The organism is Bacillus carboniphilus, assembly GCF_039522365.1.
In the GTDB taxonomy this organism is placed as follows: Bacteria; Bacillota; Bacilli; order Bacillales; family JC228; genus Bacillus_BF; species Bacillus_BF carboniphilus.
On record NZ_BAAADJ010000014.1, the window covers coordinates 95,950 to 117,382 of the forward strand.

At 36.8% G+C, this 21,433-nt stretch carries 21 protein-coding genes; 15 read left to right on the top strand and 6 right to left on the bottom strand.

What is annotated here, in order from left to right; translation table 11 throughout:
- Positions 1–9 precede the first annotated feature (9 nt).
- Positions 10–1,515, bottom strand: a complete 1,506-nt coding sequence (locus tag ABDZ91_RS07060) for an ATP-binding protein (protein ID WP_343797591.1) — start codon at positions 1,513–1,515, stop codon at positions 10–12.
- Between the two features lie 240 nt (positions 1,516–1,755).
- On the opposite strand from ABDZ91_RS07060, the gene ABDZ91_RS07065 reads away from it, so the two are divergent.
- The 6 genes from ABDZ91_RS07065 to ABDZ91_RS07090 all read left to right on the top strand — a co-directional run bounded on the left by ABDZ91_RS07065 (position 1,756) and on the right by ABDZ91_RS07090 (position 8,719).
- Positions 1,756–2,679, top strand: coding sequence for a phosphate/phosphite/phosphonate ABC transporter substrate-binding protein (locus ABDZ91_RS07065; RefSeq protein WP_343797593.1), 924 nt, complete (start codon positions 1,756–1,758; stop codon positions 2,677–2,679).
- Positions 2,680–2,782: 103 nt separating this feature from the next.
- Positions 2,783–3,556 (top strand): phosphonate ABC transporter ATP-binding protein, encoded by a 774-nt coding sequence (gene phnC / locus ABDZ91_RS07070; protein ID WP_343797594.1) that lies wholly within the window; start codon positions 2,783–2,785, stop codon positions 3,554–3,556.
- Positions 3,553–4,365, top strand: a complete 813-nt coding sequence (gene phnE / locus ABDZ91_RS07075) for a phosphonate ABC transporter, permease protein PhnE (RefSeq protein ID WP_343797596.1) — start codon at positions 3,553–3,555, stop codon at positions 4,363–4,365. The genes phnC and phnE (ABDZ91_RS07075) overlap by 4 nt, the downstream gene beginning before the upstream one ends.
- Positions 4,365–5,162 (top strand): phosphonate ABC transporter, permease protein PhnE, encoded by a 798-nt coding sequence (gene phnE, locus ABDZ91_RS07080; protein ID WP_343797598.1) that lies wholly within the window; start codon positions 4,365–4,367, stop codon positions 5,160–5,162. The genes phnE (ABDZ91_RS07075) and phnE (ABDZ91_RS07080) overlap by 1 nt, the downstream gene beginning before the upstream one ends.
- 112 nt (positions 5,163–5,274) lie before the next feature.
- Entirely contained in the window at positions 5,275–6,876 is a 1,602-nt protein-coding gene (locus ABDZ91_RS07085) for a bifunctional metallophosphatase/5'-nucleotidase (protein WP_343797600.1), read from the top strand.
- Positions 6,877–7,024: 148 nt separating this feature from the next.
- Complete coding sequence (locus tag ABDZ91_RS07090) at positions 7,025–8,719, top strand: M3 family oligoendopeptidase (protein WP_343797602.1); 1,695 nt, start codon at positions 7,025–7,027, stop codon at positions 8,717–8,719.
- Positions 8,720–9,043: 324 nt separating this feature from the next.
- Here the strand turns inward: ABDZ91_RS07090 and ABDZ91_RS07095 are convergent, their stop codons facing one another.
- A complete protein-coding gene (locus tag ABDZ91_RS07095) occupies positions 9,044–11,149 on the bottom strand; it encodes an ATP-dependent Clp protease ATP-binding subunit (protein ID WP_343797604.1) in 2,106 nt (701 codons plus the stop codon).
- 195 nt (positions 11,150–11,344) lie between these two features.
- Here ABDZ91_RS07095 and ABDZ91_RS07100 point away from each other — a divergent pair, with 195 nt between their 5' ends.
- Complete coding sequence (locus ABDZ91_RS07100; RefSeq protein WP_343797606.1) at positions 11,345–12,394, top strand: YkvI family membrane protein; 1,050 nt, start codon at positions 11,345–11,347, stop codon at positions 12,392–12,394.
- Between the two features lie 38 nt (positions 12,395–12,432).
- On the opposite strand, the gene ABDZ91_RS07105 is transcribed toward ABDZ91_RS07100, so the two are convergent.
- A complete protein-coding gene (locus ABDZ91_RS07105; RefSeq protein ID WP_343797608.1) occupies positions 12,433–13,047 on the bottom strand; it encodes a CPBP family intramembrane glutamic endopeptidase in 615 nt (204 codons plus the stop codon).
- Between the two features lie 159 nt (positions 13,048–13,206).
- Between ABDZ91_RS07105 and ABDZ91_RS07110 the strand changes: the two genes are divergently transcribed.
- Positions 13,207–13,320, top strand: a complete 114-nt coding sequence (locus ABDZ91_RS07110) for a DUF6254 family protein (protein WP_343797610.1) — start codon at positions 13,207–13,209, stop codon at positions 13,318–13,320.
- A 42-nt stretch (positions 13,321–13,362) separates the two neighbouring features.
- On the opposite strand, the gene ABDZ91_RS07115 is transcribed toward ABDZ91_RS07110, so the two are convergent.
- Complete coding sequence (locus ABDZ91_RS07115; protein ID WP_343797612.1) at positions 13,363–13,548, bottom strand: YkvS family protein; 186 nt, start codon at positions 13,546–13,548, stop codon at positions 13,363–13,365.
- Positions 13,549–13,768: 220 nt separating this feature from the next.
- On the opposite strand from ABDZ91_RS07115, the gene ABDZ91_RS07120 reads away from it, so the two are divergent.
- From ABDZ91_RS07120 to ptsP, 4 genes are all read left to right on the top strand, one after another.
- Complete coding sequence (locus tag ABDZ91_RS07120) at positions 13,769–13,963, top strand: hypothetical protein (protein WP_343797613.1); 195 nt, start codon at positions 13,769–13,771, stop codon at positions 13,961–13,963.
- A 295-nt stretch (positions 13,964–14,258) separates the two neighbouring features.
- Positions 14,259–14,846, top strand: a complete 588-nt coding sequence (locus ABDZ91_RS07125; protein WP_343797614.1) for a cell wall hydrolase — start codon at positions 14,259–14,261, stop codon at positions 14,844–14,846.
- Positions 14,847–15,098: 252 nt separating this feature from the next.
- Positions 15,099–15,365 (top strand): phosphocarrier protein HPr, encoded by a 267-nt coding sequence (locus tag ABDZ91_RS07130; protein ID WP_343797615.1) that lies wholly within the window; start codon positions 15,099–15,101, stop codon positions 15,363–15,365.
- Positions 15,365–17,083 (top strand): phosphoenolpyruvate--protein phosphotransferase, encoded by a 1,719-nt coding sequence (gene ptsP, locus ABDZ91_RS07135; RefSeq protein ID WP_343797617.1) that lies wholly within the window; start codon positions 15,365–15,367, stop codon positions 17,081–17,083. Before ABDZ91_RS07130 ends, ptsP begins: the two co-directional genes overlap by 1 nt.
- Before the next feature lie 645 nt (positions 17,084–17,728).
- Here the strand turns inward: ptsP and ABDZ91_RS07140 are convergent.
- The gene (locus ABDZ91_RS07140) at positions 17,729–18,397 is read right to left on the bottom strand and encodes a GNAT family N-acetyltransferase (protein WP_343797619.1); all 669 of its coding nucleotides are present in this window, start codon (positions 18,395–18,397) and stop codon (positions 17,729–17,731) included.
- 129 nt (positions 18,398–18,526) lie between these two features.
- On the opposite strand from ABDZ91_RS07140, the gene ABDZ91_RS07145 reads away from it, so the two are divergent.
- Both ABDZ91_RS07145 and ABDZ91_RS07150 read left to right on the top strand, forming a co-directional pair.
- Entirely contained in the window at positions 18,527–19,390 is an 864-nt protein-coding gene (locus ABDZ91_RS07145) for an NAD(P)-dependent oxidoreductase (RefSeq protein ID WP_343797620.1), read from the top strand.
- 64 nt (positions 19,391–19,454) lie between these two features.
- Positions 19,455–19,631 (top strand): hypothetical protein, encoded by a 177-nt coding sequence (locus ABDZ91_RS07150; protein ID WP_343797622.1) that lies wholly within the window; start codon positions 19,455–19,457, stop codon positions 19,629–19,631.
- Positions 19,632–19,664: 33 nt separating this feature from the next.
- On the opposite strand, the gene ABDZ91_RS07155 is transcribed toward ABDZ91_RS07150, so the two are convergent.
- Complete coding sequence (locus ABDZ91_RS07155) at positions 19,665–20,804, bottom strand: aminotransferase A (RefSeq protein ID WP_425541795.1); 1,140 nt, start codon at positions 20,802–20,804, stop codon at positions 19,665–19,667.
- 412 nt (positions 20,805–21,216) lie between these two features.
- On the opposite strand from ABDZ91_RS07155, the gene ABDZ91_RS07160 reads away from it, so the two are divergent.
- Positions 21,217–21,363: a hypothetical protein gene (locus ABDZ91_RS07160; RefSeq protein ID WP_343797625.1), complete on the top strand. Its 147-nt coding sequence runs from the start codon at positions 21,217–21,219 to the stop codon at positions 21,361–21,363.
- Positions 21,364–21,433: the final 70 nt, after the last annotated feature.

Below are 21,433 nucleotides of genomic sequence, written 5' to 3' on the forward strand. Positions count from 1 at the left end.
ATAACCAAGTTAAATGTTAGGTAATTCAATGATCACCTTTGTACCTTTGTTTTTTTGACTATGGATGGAGATTTGTCCACCAAAGGACTGGATAATTCTTTTACATACCACTAACCCAAGGCCAGTTCCGTCGGTTTTGGAAGTATAAAACGGCTGAAAGATATGAGTAAGCTCTTCAGGAGACATCCCTACTCCCGTATCCGTAATCGTTAAGGCCACCTTATTTTGTTTTAGTTGTACGTCTATAGCTAATGTGCCTTCATCCTCCATGGATTCAAATGCATTTTTCGTAATGTTTAAGATAACTTGTTTTAACTGATCTTTTGCAGATGAAATCAATAATGGCCGATCAGGATATGAACAGGAAAGAACTACGTTATATAAATTTGCTTCTGATTGTATTAAAGGTTTAATCTCATCAAGAATGTTTCTTAGATCAAGAGTTTCTGTTTTAAGAACAGTTGGTTTCCCAAGAATTAAAAACTCACTTACAATCTGGTTAATTCTCTCCACTTCTTTATCGATCACTTTAAAATACAGCTGATCATCTTCTGACTTATACTTCTCACTAAGTAACTGGATGAGTCCTTTAATCCCTGTTAATGGATTTCGAATTTCATGTGCAGTTGAAGCGGCTAATGTTCCAACTAACTCGAGTTTTTGTGCTTCATTTTGCGATTTTTCATGGGCTGCTCTTCTAACTAACATAATATATTGAGCAATGATGTAACACACATTTGATAGAAAGAAAGTAATCAAGCCTATCACTATAAATCCACCCAAGTATGGGGAAAGATTTGTATCCTCTTTTAGTATAAGAATACTCCAAGGGAGCATTTCTAACGGAGTTTCGGACCATTCTAACTGTTGAGTCTTAAAATTTTCAGGAAGATTCATTCCAAAAACAGGGTCACCGTTAATATTATTTACGAGTATTGTTTGGTCTGGAGTTAAAATATTCATCACATTTACTAAATAATCCACCCTTATGTGAGCCATTACGATTCCAACTGTATTAGAGTGACTATCTAATATAGGCGCAACAATAGGGAGAATATTAAGTTCGTTACTCAGTGTTACTTGGTTATCGGATACAATCGTATTTTGAGTCAGCAGTACGGATTGGATGTAGTCTTTGTTAATAAGGTTGGCACCTACAAATGTTTTGTCTGTTCCATAAAGAAGAATCCCCTTGCTATCCAAAACATAAAGACCACCATATCGCGGATCTGCGTTTTTTGTTTTTTCTAATAATCTCTCAATATTATCTAGATGGAGAGGGTGGTTATCTAAAAGCTCCTCAAGAGAGAGTGCTAGTATTTCAATACTGGTAGTTGATTCCATCATCAACTGCTCAAATTGTTGTTTATGTATTGAAGCAACCCACCTAAGATGGTCATTTTCTTCTTCTTCGATAGAGTCAATTCTTTGGTCTATCCCTAATGTTGTCAATATTATGGTAGGGATGATGACAATTATGACATAAAGGAACACTTTCATATTTTTTATCTTCATATAAGTCTCCTACATTACCTAAGTATCAAAACACATTATATCAAATGAACCATTTGTATAGTGTGGAATGTTATTGAAAATAAATATAATAAAGTATTGAGTTGTCACCTTTTCTAAATCAAATGTAAAGAGAATGAAAAAACATTGTAAAAAACGAAAAAAATGTGGAAAAATGTCTATTGTTGGTTCATAATAATAATTGTTGTAAAAAAATCAAAAGATTTTGGGGAGGATTTAGGAATGAAGAAAATCTTCGGTCTTATGCTTGTGTTAGTCCTATCATTAGTACTAGCAGCTTGTGGAACATCTGATGATGAAGGGAACGGAAATGCAGAAGGCGGATCCGATAAACCTGAAAAAATCGTAATGGGATTTGTTCCATCACAAGATTCTGGTGAAATTGCAAATACTGTAAAACCTCTTGAAGAAAAACTATCTGAAGAACTTGGCATTGAAGTTGAAGGTCGTGTAATGACGAACTACAACGCTTTAATCGAAGCAATGGGTTCTAACGAGGTTCAAGTAGGATTTATTCCTGCTTTCGGTTACGTTTTAGCAAACCAAACGTACGATGTTGAAGTAATTCTTAAGTCTGTTCGTTACGGAAGCGGTACTTACAAAGCACAATACGTTGTGCGTGCTGATTCTGGAATTGAGTCTTTAGCTGATCTAGAAGGAAAAGTATGGGCATACGCTGACCCAACATCAACTTCTGGTTACCTTTTCCCTGCGTCACAAATTATCAACGAGTTTGACCTAGATGGTACGACTGCACTTGAGCAAGATTTCTTCTCTGGTACTGTGCAAGCTGGTGGACACGATACTGCTGCCATCGCTGTATACGAGGGTGATGCTGATGTTGCAACAACTTTTGATGATGTTCGTACTGAGTTAGAAGAAGAATATCCAGATGTAATGGAAAAACTTAAAGTTATTGGTTACACAGATGATATTCCAAATGACACTATTTCTGTAACTTCTGAACTAGATGATGAATTAGTTCAACAAATTAAAGAAATCTTCCTTTCATTTAATGAAGATGAAGAAATGTTAACTGTTATGGATGAAGTATACAACTGGACTGGAATCACTGAAGCTTCACATGAAGAGTACAAAGTGGTTGAAGAAACTTACAACCAATTTAAAGATTCCATTTCTTTCTAATAGAAATATTTAATTGAGTAAAATATGATTGTCATGAGGGGAGATGCCTAGTCTCCCCTCTTTTATGGAATTTAGATTGCAAGCTTTGGAGGGGTTTTCAACCGTGATTGAATTTAAAGATGTATCTCTTGTTTACCCAAACGGTACAGAGGGTTTAAAAAAGATTAACGTTAACATTAAAGATGGCGAGTTTGTTGTTATTGTGGGTTTATCCGGAGCTGGTAAATCAACTTTCATTCGTAGTATCAATCGTCTTGTTACACCAACAAGTGGAGAGCTTTTAGTAGATGAAACGGATATCTTAAAAGTTAAAGGTAGTAATTTAAGAAAGTTACGTACTAAAATCGGTATGATCTTCCAAAATTATAACTTAGTTAAACGTTCAAGTGTGTTAAAAAATGTGTTAGCAGGTAGACTAGGTTACACAGGTACTTTGAGAAGTATCTTAAACCTATTTAAAAAAGAAGACGTCGCGTTAGCTTATGCAAATCTTAAGCGCGTTAATATAGAAGAAAAGTTATATAGTCGTGCAGATGAATTAAGTGGAGGACAGCAACAACGTGTAAGTATTGCTCGTGTATTAACTCAAAAGCCTAAGTATATCTTAGCGGACGAGCCTGTTGCATCTCTTGACCCACCTACATCTCATCAAGTTATGACTTACTTAAGAAAAATTAATAAAGAAGATAATATCACAACCATCGTCAATCTTCACCATGTAGATATGGCATTACAGTATGCCGATCGTATTATCGGTATGAGAGCTGGTGAAATTGTATTTGATGGTCCAGCTTCAGATGTTACAGAGGAAACGTTCGAACAAATATACGGAAGAAAAATCCAAGAGGAAGATTTGCTTGGGGGTGCCAACGAGTGAACCTAGAAAAGAAGGGACCCTCAAAAGCAAAAGTACCTAGTCTTGTACCTGCGAAGAAAAAAGCACAAATAACTGCGATTTTTGCTGTGGTTCTAGGTTTTTACTTTTGGAGTGCTTATAAAACTGAATCTACAATCCCTGAACTAGTCAGTGGCATACCAGACATGCAACGTGTTATTGGTTTTTTCTTCCCACCAAACTGGGCTGTAGTTTCTAAGATTTGGGCATCATTAGCAGAGACCATTCAAATGGCTGTTATTGCTACTTCGATTGCAGCTATTTTAACTATTCCACTTTGTCTATTAGCAGCTAGCAATATCACTACGAACAAATTTGTTTATACATTTGTTCGTTCAATATTGAATATACTTCGTACAATTCCAGATATCGTACTTGCTGTCGTATTTGTTGGTCTATTTGGAATTGGAGTACTACCTGGTATCTTAGCTTTAATCATTTTCTCATTAGGAATTCTAGCTAAATTAATCAGTGAAACGATTGAATCTATTGATATGAATCCACTTGAAGCTATGAAAGCATCTGGTGCAGGCTCTATACAAACAATTGGATTTGCCGTTGTTCCTCAAGTACTACCACAGTTTATTTCATTTACACTGTATGTCTTTGAAATTAACATTCGTGCTTCAGTTGTTTTAGGACTAGTAGGAGCTGGTGGTATCGGAACAATTTTAAATAGTTTATTAAACTTTAGAAACTTTGAAGCAGCAATGGCTGTTATTATTGTGATCTTCGTTGTAGTTGTTGTTATTGAGTATATTAGTAAGAAGTTAAGGGAGGCATTGATCTAATGGAATTAACATTACCTCCTAAAAAGAAGAAATCACCTGTAAAGGTAGCTAAAATTGTATTAGGAATACTAGCGGTTGTCTTAATTTATGTATGGACATTTTTAGGAATTAACATTGATTGGGGTAGAGCCTTTGAAAGAATGGCTAGTAACTTCCACCGAGTAATTCCGAGACTGTTTAGCCCAGAATTCGCTGATTTCCCACTTGTATGGGAAGCGATGGTCGAAACACTTTACATTGCCTTTGTTGGTTCACTTATGGCTGCAATTTTAGCTGTTCCACTAGGCTTCTTAGCAGCTCAAAATATGGTAAAAAACGTAGTTGTAGCAACGATTGGAAAATGGATTTTAAGTGCTGTTCGTGCTTTCCCTGACATTATCTTGGCGATTATTTTCGTTGCTGCCGTTGGTCCAAATCCTTTTGCAGGGGTACTTGCAATTGCTATTGGTTCAACAGGTATGTTAGGAAAAATGTACTCTGAAGTACTGGAGTCTATCGATATGCAAGTCGTGGAGGCAATGGAAGCAAATGGGGCAAACAAGCTTCAAATTATGTTCCATGGCATTATTCCACAAATTATCCCAGAATTCTTATCTTATGCAATCTATCGTTTTGAAGTCGATGTACGTGCTTCCACAATCTTAGGGATCGTGGGTGCAGGTGGTATCGGTACGATGATTACGTTTGCTAACATGAACCGTGACTGGGAGCAAATGGGTATGATTATCCTTGTTATTATCGTGGTTGTTACGGTTATTGACTTCTTATCAGCTGCAATTAGAAAAAGAATCGTATAAGAAACAAACAAGCCAAAGCTCTTGCTTTGGCTGTTTATCTTTTTGGATAAGTTAATGTTGTAATTACAATGTAAATGAACAAGCAAATAGTTGGGAAGAAAGGAGAGTCTATATGTCAGAAAAAAATTATATCTCTTTAACTATACTTGAAACTAGTGACGTACATGGTAATATCTTTCCTATTACATATGGTACAAATGAGGAAGCCAACTTGGGCCTAGCGAAAGTTGCTACTATTGTAAAAAAAGAGAAGCAATCTACCCCGTATACTCTAGTTATTGATAATGGGGATTTAATTCAGGGAACCCCTTTAACCTATCACTTTGTAAAGTTTGGAGAACAAAAACTAAATCCAATGATTCAAGTGCTAAATGAGCTTCAATATGATGCTGGTGTAATTGGTAACCATGAATTTAACTATGGTATGAAGGTTTTAAATCAAGCAGTAAGCGAATCAAGATTTCCCTGGATTTCCTGTAATATTTTACACAAATCAACTAAAGAACCTTTCTTTGGTAAGCCATATTTAATGAAAGAGTTTGAAGATGGTCCTAAAGTTGCCGTTCTTGGTGTTACAACTCATTACATTCCAAACTGGGAAAATCCTAACCACATTAAAGATTTATATTTTGAAGATGCCTTTCAAGCGACAAAAAAGTGGGTTGAATATATTCGTGAAGTAGAACAGCCAGATTTATTAGTTGTTTCGTACCATGGAGGCTTCGAAAAAGACCTTGAAACAGGTGAACCCACTGAACCATTAACAGGAGAAAATCAGGCTTATGAAATTTGTTCGAAAATTCAAGGGATCGATGTACTATTAACGGGTCATCAACACAGAAAAATTGCTGTGGATTCCCTTAATGGTGTTACAGTAGTTCAACCTTCTTTTAACGGACAAGGTGTTGGAAAAGTACAAATTGATTTCATGAAGAATACACATTCCTGGGAAATAATGAAGAAACGTTCAGAAGTGATTCAACTCGATGGTATTGAGACGGAATCACATATTGTTGAGTTAACTTACTCCTACGAAGAAGAAACTCAAAAGTGGTTAGATCAGCCAATTGGTCACATTGAAGGGGATATGGAAATCCATGACCCGATGAGAGTACGTGTCGAGAAACATCCACTAATAGAGTTTATTAACAAAGTTCAAATGGAGGCAACAGGTGCCAAAATCTCAAATACAGCACTCTTTAATAATACCTCTAAGGGATTTACAAGTGTTGTGACAATGAGGGACCTTGTATCAAATTACGTGTACCCTAATACATTAACAGTCATAGAGATATCTGGAGCAGATATGAAGGCTGCCTTAGAACAATCGGCATCCTATTTCCAATTAAATAGTGATGGCACAATTGGAGTGAATCCAAGCTTTAGTGAACCTAAGCCTCAGCATTATAACTATGATATGTGGGATGGGGTAGAGTATACAATTGATGTTTCCCAATCGATTGGGGAGCGTATTACTAAACTCGAAATGAATGGACAACCCATTCAACCACACGAAAAATATGAAGTAGTTATGAATAACTATCGCGCAGGCGGTGGTGGAGAGTATACAATGTTTAAAGACAAGCCAATCACTAAGGAAATTCAAACGGACATGACCGAATTATTAGCCAACTATTTTATGAAGCATAAAACAGTAAAGGCCGAAATTCACCGAAACTGGGAAGTCATTGGTGGAGAGTATAAAGAAAAATAATTTGTAATCGAGTGGTTTAGCCACTCGATTTTACTTTATAAAAATAAAATTAAAATTAAAACTATACATAAAATAGATTTGCAGGAAAATGAAAAGTTATATAGAAATAATAAAGAGAATGAAAATACATAAAAGGGAGAATAAAGATATGCAGTTTCAAGATTATGAATATAAAAGAATTGATGTTGATTCTTTTAAAAATGAATTTCATCAAGCATTAGAACAATTTAAAAACTCAAGCTCATTAGAACAAGTGGATTTAGCTTTAAAGGAAATTATCCGGCTTCGCAATTATGCGGAAACCATGGCAAATCTTTGCTATATTCGTCATTCTATCAATACCGAAGATGAATTTTACAAGGCAGAGCAAGACTTTATGGATGAAGCAGGTCCAGAACTACAAGGGTTGCAGTCTAGCTTTTACGAAGTATTAGTTGCCTCCCCATTCCGTGCTCAGTTAGAAGAAAAATGGGGTAAACAATTGTTTGCATTAGCTGAGCTTCAATTGAAAACATTTAAGCCTGAGATCATTCCTTTGCTTCAGAAAGAAAACAAACTTTCGACAGAATACACGAAGTTGCTCGCTTCTGCAAAGATTGATTTCGAAGGTGAGGAAAGAACATTAGCACAATTAGGACCTTTTATGGAATCAAAAGATCGTGATATGAGAATCAAAGCTTCTAATGCTAGATTTGGATTCATGGCGGAAAATAAGGATAAATTAGATCAAATCTATGATGACCTAGTAAAGGTTCGAACTGAGATTGCTAAAGAACTAGGGTTTAAAAACTTTGTTGAACTGGGTTATGCTAGAATGCAGCGTGTTGGTTACGATGCTGAAATGGTTGCTAACTTTAGAAAACAAGTGGAAACGCATATTGTTCCCCTTTCCACAAAGTTAATTGAAAGACAAAGTAAGCGCATTGGCATCGAAGAAATGAAATATTATGATGAGAACCTACAATTCACAACTGGAAACGCAACACCAAAGGGTGATCCGGAATGGATTATTGAAAATGGTAAGAAGATGTATGCAGAGCTTTCTAAGGAAACAGATGAATTCTTCCAGTTTATGATAGACCATAATTTAATGGATCTAGTAGCTAAAAAAGGGAAAGCTGGCGGAGGATACTGTACATATATTGCCGACTATCAATCTCCTTACATTTTCTCAAACTTTAACGGAACCAGCGGTGATATAGACGTATTAACACATGAAGCAGGACATGCGTTCCAAGTATACTCTAGTAGACAATATGAAGTTCCAGAATATCAATTCCCAACACATGAGGCATGTGAAATCCACTCTATGTCTATGGAGTTCTTTACTTGGCCATGGATGGAATTATTCTTTAAAGAAGAAACAGAAAAATATAAGTTCTCTCACCTAAGCTCAGGGCTACAATTCTTACCTTATGGGGTAGCTGTAGACGAATTCCAACATTGGGTATATGAAAATCCTGAGGCAACCCCAGCAGAAAGAAATCAAGCTTGGAGAAACTTAGAGAAGAAATACTTACCCCACAGAGATTATGATGGAAATGAATACTTAGAAAGTGGAGCTTTCTGGCAAAGACAAGGTCACATTTATGGTTCTCCATTCTACTATATTGACTATACCTTGGCACAAATCTGTGCTTTCCAATATTGGGTGAAAGCGCAAAATAACCAAGAAGAAGCATGGGAAAGCTACGTGAAACTATGTAAACAAGGTGGTAGCAAATCCTTTATAGAGCTTGTTAAAGACGCTGGGTTAATATCTCCATTTGAAGACGGATGTGTTGAATCCGTTGTAGATGAGATTAACAGCTGGTTAGAGTCTGTTGATGATACGAAGCTGTAATTTTAGTAAGTAAAACTCATATGAACGGTGTTTTTCGAAGATTGTTCGAAAAACACTGTTTTTTTTTGTGTGAAATGGGAGAAGACAGTAAGAAGATGAGGTGGAGAGTACCGGTTATGCGGGGATAACTCGAAATTAGGATGGAATTCCTGTCTAATGTGCGAAAATATTAAAAAATGTGCGAAATTCGAAAAAAACGTGCGAATTTTTAAGAAAATGTGCGAAATGAGACTCCAGATGTGCGAATAAAAAAATTAAAGCAAGCAGCCACAAAAAAATAAAGGGAAGTGGAAATCCACTTCCCTTATCTTAGAGACATAATATTTACCTTGCTTCAACTATCAATTTGTCATCTTGTGCATCAATTACAATTGTTTCAATCTTAGAGCCTTCAAGCAATAAATCTGCGATTGGGTCTTCAACCTTTTCTTGAATCATTCTTCTAAGTGGCCTTGCTCCAAATTGAGGGTGATAGCCTAGTTTAGCCAGCATTTTTTTAGCCTCTTCGGACACTTGTACATTTATTTTTTGTTCTAGTTTCAGAGTATCCTCCAGCTCCTTTAGAAGGATATCTACTATTTGAACCAATTCTGTTTCCTTTAGCTTATTAAATTGAATGATATTATCAAAACGGTTTAAGAACTCCGGTTTGAAGTAACTACCAAGGCTTTCAAGGATATTCGATTCTTCCTCCACAGTTGTTTGGTTAAAGCCAAGGGTGGAGGACTTAATATCGGTCACACCAGCATTTGAAGTCATGATTAGCACCGTATCTTTAAAGCTAACCGTACGTCCTTGGCTATCCGTAAGTCTACCGTCTTCTAGTATTTGAAGAAAGAGATGTTGCACTTCTGGATGTGCTTTCTCAACCTCGTCTAAAAGAATAATACTATACGGGTTTCGACGTACTTTTTCTGTTAGTTGCCCTGCATCTTCATGGCCAACATAACCTGGAGGTGAACCAATAATCTTAGAAACACTATGTTTCTCCATATATTCACTCATATCAAGACGAATGAGAGCATCTTTCGTACCAAACAATTCAAGAGCTAAGGTTTTGGCAAGTTCAGTTTTACCTACTCCTGTTGGTCCGACAAATAAGAATGAACCAATGGGTCTGGTTTTCGGTTTTAATCCGGCCCGACTCCTGCGGACAGCTTTCGCAACCTTTTGAATGGCCTCATCTTGTCCAATTACTTTTTCTTTCATTGTCCGCTCAAGGTTTTGTAGTTTAAAGTTTTCATTACTCTCAAGCTTTCCTACTGGTATACCTGTCTTTTTTTCAATCAAGTGTTGGATTACTTCAACACTTACTACAGGTTTTTCTTCAGTGTCATTTGCATTCTTAAGTTGTTTTAATAACTCATCTTCTTGATCCCTTAGCTTTGCAGCTTCTTCATAATGCTCTAATTTCAGAGCTTCTTCTTTTTTCTTTTGTAGTGTTAATAGCTGTTTCTTTATTTCAGTTACGGAACCTTTGTTGACATCTAATTGTACTTTGGATCCAGCTTGGTCTAAAAGGTCAATCGCTTTATCAGGTAGGAATCGATCCTGAATGTATCTGTGTGAAAGCTGTACACAGGCCTCAATCGCATCATCCGTATAAGAGACCTTATGATAATCTTCATACCTAGATTTTAGCCCGAGAAGGATTTCTTTTGTTGCCGCAATGGTTGGTTCCTTTACCATAACAGGTTGGAATCTTCTTTCGAGTGCTGCATCTTTCTCGATATTTCTATATTCTTTTAACGTTGTAGCGCCAATCAATTGAAGATCACCGCGAGCAAGGGCTGGCTTTAAAATGTTTCCTGCATCCATTGAACCCTCTGCTGACCCTGCGCCTACGAGCAGGTGAATCTCGTCAATGAAAAGAATAATGTCAGTATTTTCTTGGACTTCTTCAATGAGTTGCTTCATTTTTTCTTCGAATTGTCCACGAATTCCAGTTCCTGCAACTAAGGAAGACACATCTAAAACATAAACCATTTTATTCAGCAACTTCTCTGGAACAGAACCTTCTTCGATTTTTAGTGCAAGTCCTTCAGCAATCGCTGTTTTACCTACGCCAGGTTCACCGATTAATACAGGGTTATTCTTATTTCTTCTATTCAAAATTTCAATGACTTGTTCCATTTCTTCATCTCGTCCAATGACAGGATCAATGCGACCTTCTTTTACTAGAGATGAAAGGTTCTTTGCGTGTTGATCTAAGAATGATTGTTTTTGTTGAGATGGTTGTTCTTTTTTCATATGAATCCAAGGGTTATTCGAATCCTTTTTGCCGAATAAATGGTTGTTTTCATTCTTTCCAGCATAGTTCATAACTCCTTGATAACACTCTTGGCAGAGGTGTGCTTGATTGACTTGATTATTTAATTGGTAACGAAGATGAATGGTAGCGTTACGTGTATGGCATTGTTGACAAAGCATCCTAACATCCTCCTTAAGTATAAAAAGTTTAGTTCGACTTTGACTATCTTTGACCTTATTATACTTTGACCATTTTTGACTTTCAAGTATTTAGTTTTACCATTCAGTCTAATCGTTTCCAGAATCATAATCTCTAATTTTTGTGGTAGCTTTGGACAAGGTCACATATACATGGTAAGGGAAGAAGGTGAGTAAATGTCGGGAAAATGGAACAAGTCCATACAATTGGCCGCTGTTTATGTAGGGACCATAGTAGGTGCAGGGTTTGCGACGGGTAAAGAAATTGTAGAGTTTTTTACACGGTTTGGGTTCATCGGTTTATTAGGGATGATCTTAGGTGGATACCTTTTTATTTCAATGGGAACCAAGCTAATGCTTGTAGCCATTGAAACCGGTAGTAAATCCTATCAAGAGCTAAATATCGTTTTATTTGGAAGGATATTTGGGACAGGTATTAACGTTTTGATGCTTTTTATTTTATTAGGTGTAAATGCTGTGATGCTATCTGGTGCAGGAGCTGTATTTGAAGAGCAATTGAATATTCCTAGGGAAATTGGGGTGTTTGGTACCATATTTCTAGCCATATTAGTACTAGCTGTTGGCACAAAGGGTTTATTTGCGGTAAATACGTTTGTTGTTCCAATGATGGTGGCTTTTAGTTTCTTGTTAATGTTTTTGTCGATGCGTCTCCCTGATTTCGTTGAACATGTCATGTGGATACCACCACAGGATGATGGTTGGAAGTCTGTGCTCTCTCCATTTACATATACGGCCTTAAACCTCTCGTTAGCCCAGGCAGTGTTAGTTCCTGTGGCTAGTGAAATTAACGATAAAGATATAGTGAAATGGGGAGGGAGATTAGGCGGTTTATTACTAACGCTTATTTTACTTTCTAGTCATTTCACCCTAGTTATGTTAGATCATGTCACGTTATATGAAATCCCGATGGCTATTATGATGAAGACATTGGCAGGTGGACTATTTTGGATTTTTATCATCATTATTTATGGTGAAATTTTCACTTCCGTTATTGGGAATACATTTGGATTAGAGCGACAAATCAAGCAATATCTTCCCATTAAAAGTACTTGGATTATTTCCATCATCTTTATTATCACTTATTTTATAAGTATAGTGGAGTATGGAACATTACTTTCTATACTATATCCAGTATTTGGGTATATAGGATTAGCTTTCTTAATTCTTTTATGGATGAGACCTTATGACCGAATAAGAAAACAATAAAAAAACAGAGGGAACCATACAGGTAACCTCTGTTTTCATTATTGAAGGGGATAAACCCAAAATAGTAGGATATCAAATACCAAGTGTGACACGATTAGTAGTGGCATGCTTTTTTTCCAGTAGTAAAGGAAGCTCCAAAACAATCCTGCTACAAATGCTGCGAAAACAAGAACCCACATATCCGAATATATATGAACCGAAGCATAAAGTGCACTGGAGGCAATCATACAATACCAAACCGAATATTGAGTACGTAGCTTGGCAAATACAAATCCTCGCCAAAAAATCTCCTCACCAGGGATTACAAATAAGATGAGGGCAATATACTGCCATATATTTTGTGGAGCATAGTTTTTATACAACTTAGTGACATCCTTTGTCATAGAAGGTTGTATAAGATCTATAATGTGATAGCCGACAAAGAAACAGGCATACAAAACAATACCTGAGACAACACCATATAATAGAAACTTTAATGCAGGTAACTCATCCTGAACGCGTCCATTTAATACGGCGACACTTATAAGGACAAGTGCACTTCCAGAAAACATATACCAAAATATATCTTTATCATCAAAGGCAAAATTTAATAATATATGCGCCCCTAATATAGCGAATAGTACAGAAAATAATTCCTTTCTCCCCGTTATCATATATAACTTCTCCTTTAATCCAAATCAAACTATGAATACTTCTATTTAAGTTTTGGTACTTTAATGGATGAAGACCCAATCCACTAATAATTTTTAGACAAACCCCATTGTACCATAAAAGTGGAAGAATTAGTTATGGGAGAGGAAGGTGAGAATACTGTGACATTTCAGAAGAATGAAAAGGAAAGAATGTGGAGAGTCAGAAAAGAATCACAGAACCCACATGGGAAAGTGAAATCATTTAAAGAATTAAAAAAGGATACGGAAAAATAGAGAAGAGCAGAAGGTTAACCTTCTGCTCTTCAATTATGATAGTTATATGGATTCTTTTAATACTTTATAGTTTTTATGATTAACCACGGTTTTTTGCTCCAGGTCAAGATCGCGGTAATTATCCATAAATGTTAAATCCACAATCACAGAATTCTCATTTACTTTTTCAACGACTCCTCTTAAGCCGTTGCGGAATTCAATGATATTCCCCACTTCAGCTCTTTTCAAACCTATCTCCCCTTTATATAATTCTTTATGTATATGGTTTGGGATAGACTCTTTATTTTGTCTCTCGAAAGAGTCTTATGAATATTTTGCATGATTTTGAATCATTCGTAAAGGTTTTTTTGGAAATTTTTCAAAAATTCACTCTGTTAATCTTTATTAATGATGGTGGAGGGAAGAAATTGTCTTCACTAAGAAAAAAATTTATAAATGGAGGATGAACATGGATAAACAACAAGCCCAACATCTGTTAGATGAACTAAAAAAAGGTATTTTAGAAGTTATTTCAGTAGAAAAGGAAGATTTCATGACATTCAGAGAAGTTTTAACGAAAAGAGAGGATTTTAAGCACTTTCGTGGAACTGCCCTTAGAGGTGGTGGATGTATGTATCAATATACTGACGAACCAAGGAGTTAGTGACTAACTTGGATACTTTACAATTTCAGAGATTAGGTTATTAAACTGTAAACTAACTGTAATATAATAAACAACAAATTATTATATAGCAGGAAAAAATGGACTCTCACCCCAGAGATTCCCTAGATTTTTACCGGTAAATTGGTTTCCATACTATTATTTGGCATAAAAGTCCCCATAATTTCCAAATGCGAATGGGAGATTTTAGCTGGTTAGCCATTTTTTATTTAATGCTTCTAATCTATTAAACTGGTAGCCTAGAATTGTACGAATTTTCTGGGAGGAGAAATACATCATGAAAAAATTAGTCATCACTGCTTTAATTAGCGCATCCCTTTTTGGACTTGGGACAAGCACTTCTGCTCAAGGAGCTGTTCATACAGTTAAGAGTGGAGATACTTTATTTAAGATTAGTCAGGCATATGGAGTTTCCTTACCATCTATTATTAGCTTAAACCAAAATCTTAACCCGAACTGGATTTACCCAGGACAAAAAATTCAGCTACCTTCTACATTAACAACAGAAGAAATCAACCTAATGGCCAAGTTAGTGCATGCTGAGGCAAAAGGTGAGCCTTACGCAGGAAAAGTAGCCGTAGCAACAGTTGTATTAAATAGAGTGGATCATAAGGACTTCCCGAACACTGTAAAGGGTGTAATCTATGAAAAATCAAACGGTTACTATGCTTTTTCTCCAGTTGCAAATGGACAAATCAATCAAGCTGCAGACGCTGAAAGCTATCGTGCTGTAAGAGAAGCCATTGCATTTAGAGGTCAAGGTAAAGGATCAGTATTTTTCTATAATCCAGCGAAAATTACGAATAAATGGATTCTATCAAGACAAACAACGATAACAATTGGAAATCATGTATTTGCTAAATAATAAATGTTCGAGCTCACATACTTTGATATGTGAGTTTTTTTTGTGTATTCGACTAGATTTCATACATGTTTTAAATGCAAGCGCTTAAAATAAAGAAAGGAGAAACTTTGGTGACTTTAATAGTTGACGTAAGGGGCAGAATCAGATAATTTAAGGAATGACTCTAGAAAACATAATTGTTTTCAGTGTCGTCTAACTAATGAAATTCGGAATGGAAACATTCCCATTTTTAATAAAAGGAGAATGATTATTATGGCAGAAAAAACTTTCACTATTACTTCTGATACAGGATTGCACGCAAGACCTGCAACTCTTTTAGTTCAAGCTGCGAGTCGCTTTGATTCAGAAATTCAGCTTGAGTATAAAGAAAAGAAAGTCAACTTAAAGTCAATTATGGGTGTTATGTCATTAGGAGTTGGTAAAGGAGCTTCTATTACAATTAGCGCAGATGGTAGCGATGCTGATGAAGCAATCAGTGCTCTTGAAGAAACTCTAAAAAAAGAGGGACTTGCTGAGTAATGTTAAACCTTCTAAAAGGGATCGCTGCTTCTAGTGGGATTGCGATTGGTAAAGCTTATAAATTAGTAGAACCAGACTTAGCCGTAACGAAAAGAACAATTGATAACACCCAAGATGAAACAGAACGCTTTGTTTCGGCTATTCAAAAATCCACTAGCGAACTAGAGGCTATTAAAAACAAAGCACATGAGGAGCTTGGCGCAGATAAAGCAGCCATCTTTGAAGCGCACCTTCTCGTTGTGAATGATCCAGAATTTATCGGTCCTATTAAACAAAAGATTGAGACTGAGAAAGTCAACGCTGAATATGCTGTTCATGAAACTGCGTCCATGTTCATCGAAATGTTTGAACAAATGGATAACGAATATATGCAGGAAAGAGCAGCTGACATTCGAGACGTGACAAAGAGAATCCAGGCTCATCTTCAGGGTGTAGAGTTGCCTACACCAAGCATGATTGCTGAAGAAGTGATTATTGTAGCAGAAGACTTAACACCTTCAGATACAGCTCAACTAAACAAGCAGTATGTAAAAGGATTTACCACAGATATTGGTGGAAGAACCTCACACTCAGCTATTATGGCAAGATCAATGGAAATTCCTGCTGTCGTTGGAACAAAAGAAGTTTCAGCACGCGTTGAAAATGGAACGATGATGATTGTCGATGGTTTAAATGGAGAGGTTTACATAGATCCAACTCCTGAAGTAATTGAAAAGTATAAAAAAGAACATGAAGCCTTTGAGAAACAAAAACAAGAATGGGCAAAGCTTGTTAATGAAAAGACGGTAACTGCTTGCGGACACCATGTTGAATTAGCAGCTAATATTGGTACTCCTGAAGACCTAAAAGGTGTTATTGCAAATGGTGCTGAGGGTATTGGTCTTTACAGAACCGAGTTCCTTTACATGGGTAGAGATTCCCTACCGACTGAAGAAGAACAGTTTGAAGCCTATAAAGCAGTTTTAGAGGGTATGGAAGGAAAGCCTGTAGTTGTTCGGACACTTGATATAGGTGGGGATAAGGAGTTACCATACCTAGACCTGCCTAAAGAATTAAATCCATTCCTTGGCTACCGGGCAATTAGACTATGTTTAGAGCAGCAAGATATCTTCCGACCACAATTAAGAGCGTTACTGAAAGCAAGCACATACGGTAACCTCAAAATTATGTTCCCGATGATTGCGACCATCGATGAATTTAGACAAGCAAAAGCCATCTTAGAAGAAGAAAAGAAAAACCTGACTGCTGAGGGAATCGATGTGTCTGATTCCATTGAACTCGGAATTATGGTTGAAATTCCGTCAACAGCTGTACTTGCTGATCAATTTGCGAAAGAAGTTGACTTCTTCAGTATCGGAACAAATGATCTAATTCAATACACAATGGCTGCTGACCGGATGAATGAACAAGTATCCTACTTGTATCAACCATACAATCCATCCATTCTACGATTAGTGAAAATGGTAATCGATGCTGCTCATGCAAATGGTAAGTGGGCAGGAATGTGTGGAGAAATGGCAGGAGATGAAAAAGCCATTCCAATCTTACTTGGACTAGGTCTAGATGAATTTTCAATGAGTGCTACTTCTGTCTTGAAAGCACGCTCCTTAATTCGCAGTTTGACAGTTGAGGATATGAAGAAACTTTCAGATAGGGTAATCAATATGGCATCTGTTGAGGATGTTTTAGAAGAAATTGAGCGCGTTATTAGTTTGTAATTAAATTGTAATGAGATTTATGTTTCGTTCTTAACAATTGGGGAATAGAATAGTAAACAACAAGCATAAGTAATTGCTGTTATTTTCTCATTCCCCCCTTTTTAGCCGGCTTAGTGCCGGCTTTTGTATTTTCTTGGGGTATAAGTGATTTATGTCCGGGTTTTGTAGATGTTGTCCTGAAAACTAGGTCATAAAATTGTTTTATGTCCGGGTTTTAGTGATAGGGTACTGAAAACTAGAACATAAAGTGATTTATGTGCAGGTTTTGGTGTTAGGAGAAGGAAAACTAGAACATAAAAGTAGTTTATGTCCAAGTTTTGATGTCGGGAGAAGGAAAACTAGAACATAAAAGTGGTTTATGTCCAAGTTTTGAGGTCGGGAGAAGGAAAACTAGAACATAAAAGTAGTTTATGTCCAAGTTCTGAGGTCAGGAGAAGGAAAACTAGAACATAAATTTGGTTTATGTCCAAGTTCTGAGGTCAGGAGAAGGAAAACTAGAACATAAAAGTAGTTTATGTCCAAGTTTTGGTATTAGGGTACTGAAAACTAGAACATAAAAGTGGTTTATGTCCAAGTTTTGGTGGTGAGACACTAAAAACCAAACAAAAGCCGGAACACTCTTGTCCCGGTTCAAAATAATCCCCTTTATTTAAAAGGATTTTTCCACTCCATCAATAACCCATAATTATGGGATTCCTCATCTTCCAGGTAGTTCTTTACGATATGTACGGGCATTCTTCCACAACGAAGTAGAAACGAAATAACAGGGTCAAAAAGTTCGCCTTTAACCACTTTTTCAACGTAATTTTCAATAGATAGATCATTAGCATATTTATGGAAATGAGGTAATCTTCCTCCACCTAAAAGTCGCTCGAGTTTTAACTCCACAACTGTTTCATACATAGCATGCATAAGCCACTTACCTAGTCCATACTTTCTGTAAGAAGGACGAACACAAATATCTACTACATATAGAGTGTTGCCATTTGGATTATGATTTTCTATATAACCATTTCCGGTTGCTTCTTCCCAAGTATGGTCGGGATGGTTGGGATCAAAATCAACAATCAGTCCCGTCATAGACCCAACAATTTTTCCATCAATCTCTACACACAAAGCGCCTTCAGGGAACAGTGAGATATGATTTTGTAATTGATCTTTATTCCACCAAAGGTCTGACGGAAATGGTGGTGGAAAAGCTTCTTGCTGAACATCAATCAATCCCTCAAAGTCTGTTTCATTATACTGGCGAATAGTTGCCTTTTGATTGGTGTTTCCATTCCAAACATAGATCTGTTTATGATAGGTCAACATGTACACCTCCAATATATTTCGTAAAAGGAAATATCGATAAAATATGGTAAACTAAGGCTATCAATAGATTTATTCTCTCATGAAAGAAAAATGGTTTCTAGAATTTAATCCAGGAAAGAGGAGAAAAAAATGAAAAGAATCGGATTTATTGGTCTTGGTGTAATGGGACAAAGTATGGCTAGTCACTTATTAGGGAAGTTTGGCCAACTTAATATTTATACACGAACAAATGAAAAAGCAAATTTATTGATTGAAAACGGAGCGGTTTGGTGTTCTTCACCTGCTAAAGTTACCCAAAATAGTGATGTCATAATAACGATGGTGGGTTATCCAACCGATGTTGAGTCCGTTTACTTTGGAGAAGATGGAATTTTAGCACACGCAAGTAATGGTTCTTTATTTATTGATATGACCACTTCAAAGCCAGAATTGGCAAGCAAAATTTACGAGGCAGCTAAAGTAGCAGGACATGACTCTCTTGATGCACCTGTTTCAGGAGGAGATGTAGGTGCTAAGCAAGGGACATTATCCATTATGGTAGGTGGTGACCAAGATACATATGAAAAAGCTCTTCCAATCCTAGAATGTATGGGGCAAAATATTGTGCATCAAGGGCCAGCTGGTGCAGGTCAACATACGAAAATGTGTAATCAAATTGCAATCGCTACAAATATGATTGGGGTCTGTGAAGCGTTAGTCTATGCTAAAAAAGCAGGCTTAGACGAAGAAACAGTATTAAAAAGTATCACAGGTGGGGCAGCAGGAAGCTGGTCATTGTCAAACTTGGCACCAAGAATGCTCGCAGGAAATTTTGAACCTGGATTTTATATGAAGCATTTTATTAAAGATATGGGGATTGCCATTGAAGAGGCAAAACGGATGGGGCTAACTCTTCCTGGGCTTACGCTAGCCGAAGAAATGTATCAATCACTGGCCGAAAAGGGACTAGGGGATAAAGGAACTCAAGCACTGTACCATTATTGGGGCGAATAGCTGCCAAATCTTTATAGGGATAGTGAAGCGATCCTTTCGCACAATAAGTGTAGGAGGGATCACGATGGCAAAACGAGATAAGAAAAATGACCCACAGCAAAAAAATAAAAAAGGGTTTGACTCTGAAGTAAGAGATACAGAATTCTCTAAGGAAATCGGGAGCGCAAGAGCTAACGAACTTCACAAAGAGAAGGCAAAAAAGCAACGAGCTGCAAAACGAAAAAATGGGAATTTATCATAAAAAAAGAGCGCTGAGTCATTCAGCGCTTTATTTTTATTTGCTTAAATATTTACGAATTCCATTTAGACCTTTTTCTAGTTGTTCCATCGAGCACGCATAAGACATTCGAAAGTATCCTTCACCTAAGTCAGAAAATGCATCACCCGGGACAACGGCAACCTTTTGCTGCTGAAGGAGATTTGTAGCAAATTGAAAGGATGGTTCACCATTTGGTATAGGAACGAGAAAATAGAACGCACCATCAGGCTGCACTACATTGAGCCCCATGGAAAGGAGCTCATTATGGCAGTAATCTCTTCTCTTTTTGTATTCATCCCTCATCGGCAGTGCATCATCTATTCCTTCAGTTAATGCCTCCAGTGCAGCCATTTGTGAGATGGAAGTTGCACAACTAACACCATATTGATGAACCTTTAAGATATGTTGGGTAGTGTCTTTAGGACCAAAGAGTAAACCAATTCTCCAACCTGTCATAGCATGAGATTTTGACAATCCATTGATGACAAGGGTTTGTTCTTTTATGAACTCTGCAATGGAAACATGCTTACGATCGTAGGTAAGTTCGCTATATATCTCATCAGCTAAGACCCAAATATTTTTTCCTTTTAACAGATTTGCAATATCTTGTAGTTCTTCTTCAGACAAGCTCACTCCTGTTGGGTTAGACGGGTAAGGAAGAATAATACATTTTGTTTTATCAGATAAATAAGTTTGAATGACTTCAGCGGTTAACTTAAACCCATTTTGCCTCACATCCGCATGTACAGGTTTTCCTCCGCTTAACGTAATAAGCGGCTCATATCCTGGGTAAACAGGACCAGGCAATATAACCTCGTCTCCTGGTTGCAAAATTGTCCTTAGGCTAATATCAATCGCTTCACTCGCACCCACCGTCACAATCACTTCATCGTCTTGATAGGCTAGATTATATTTTTTTTGTACATATGCACAGGCTGCTCTTCTAACATCCAATCGACCTGCATTATGTGTGTACGTTGTAATGTTGTTATGTATGGCTTGAATGGCAGCTTCTTTAACATGTTCTGGTGTAGGGAAATCTGGAACTCCAATTGTTAGGGAGATGACATCATCATATTCAGAAACTAAGTTAAAAAATTTGCGGATTCCTGATATTTGTAAGCTTGTAACTTGTTCATTTAAGAACGATTCCAAGGTGAACATCCTTCCATTTTATGTTGTTATCTCATTTTAACTGAATCGGATAAGAGTTGTCTAAGACTTAATTTTCTTTTTCATTATGGGCAAACATTATAGGGGGTGACTAGTTCCCGTTTTGTTCAGAACAGAGTCGAAACGGTCACTAATAGGCGTGACTAGTGCCCGTTTTGTTTAGAACAGAGTCGAAACGGTCACTATAGAACGACTAGTGCCCATTCCACCACGAACTGAGTTCAAACGATTACTACAGGCTTCCACTATTGTCCACTTCAGCTCTCATTCCAGTAAACCTCCAATAAACTAACCCCTGGTAAAATCCGGAGAAAAATACTACAAAAAAACAAACATAGTTTTTAACACGATTACGAAAGGTAAACATAAGACCCATAAAAAGGAGTTTTACAACATGCGCAAAAAAGAGGATACGCATTTTAAATTGAGCTATGAGTCCGATGGGGAAATGGGAAAAAAGCAATCATCGAAATCTGACCAAAGCTCCTCAAAGGAACAGGATGAAAATATGTTTTTTAACATCACACAGGATAGTGAATAGAAATGTCTAATTGGCTGGATTTCCTGAATCATGGGATTGGGGAAAACCAGTCTTTTTTTTGATTAAACAT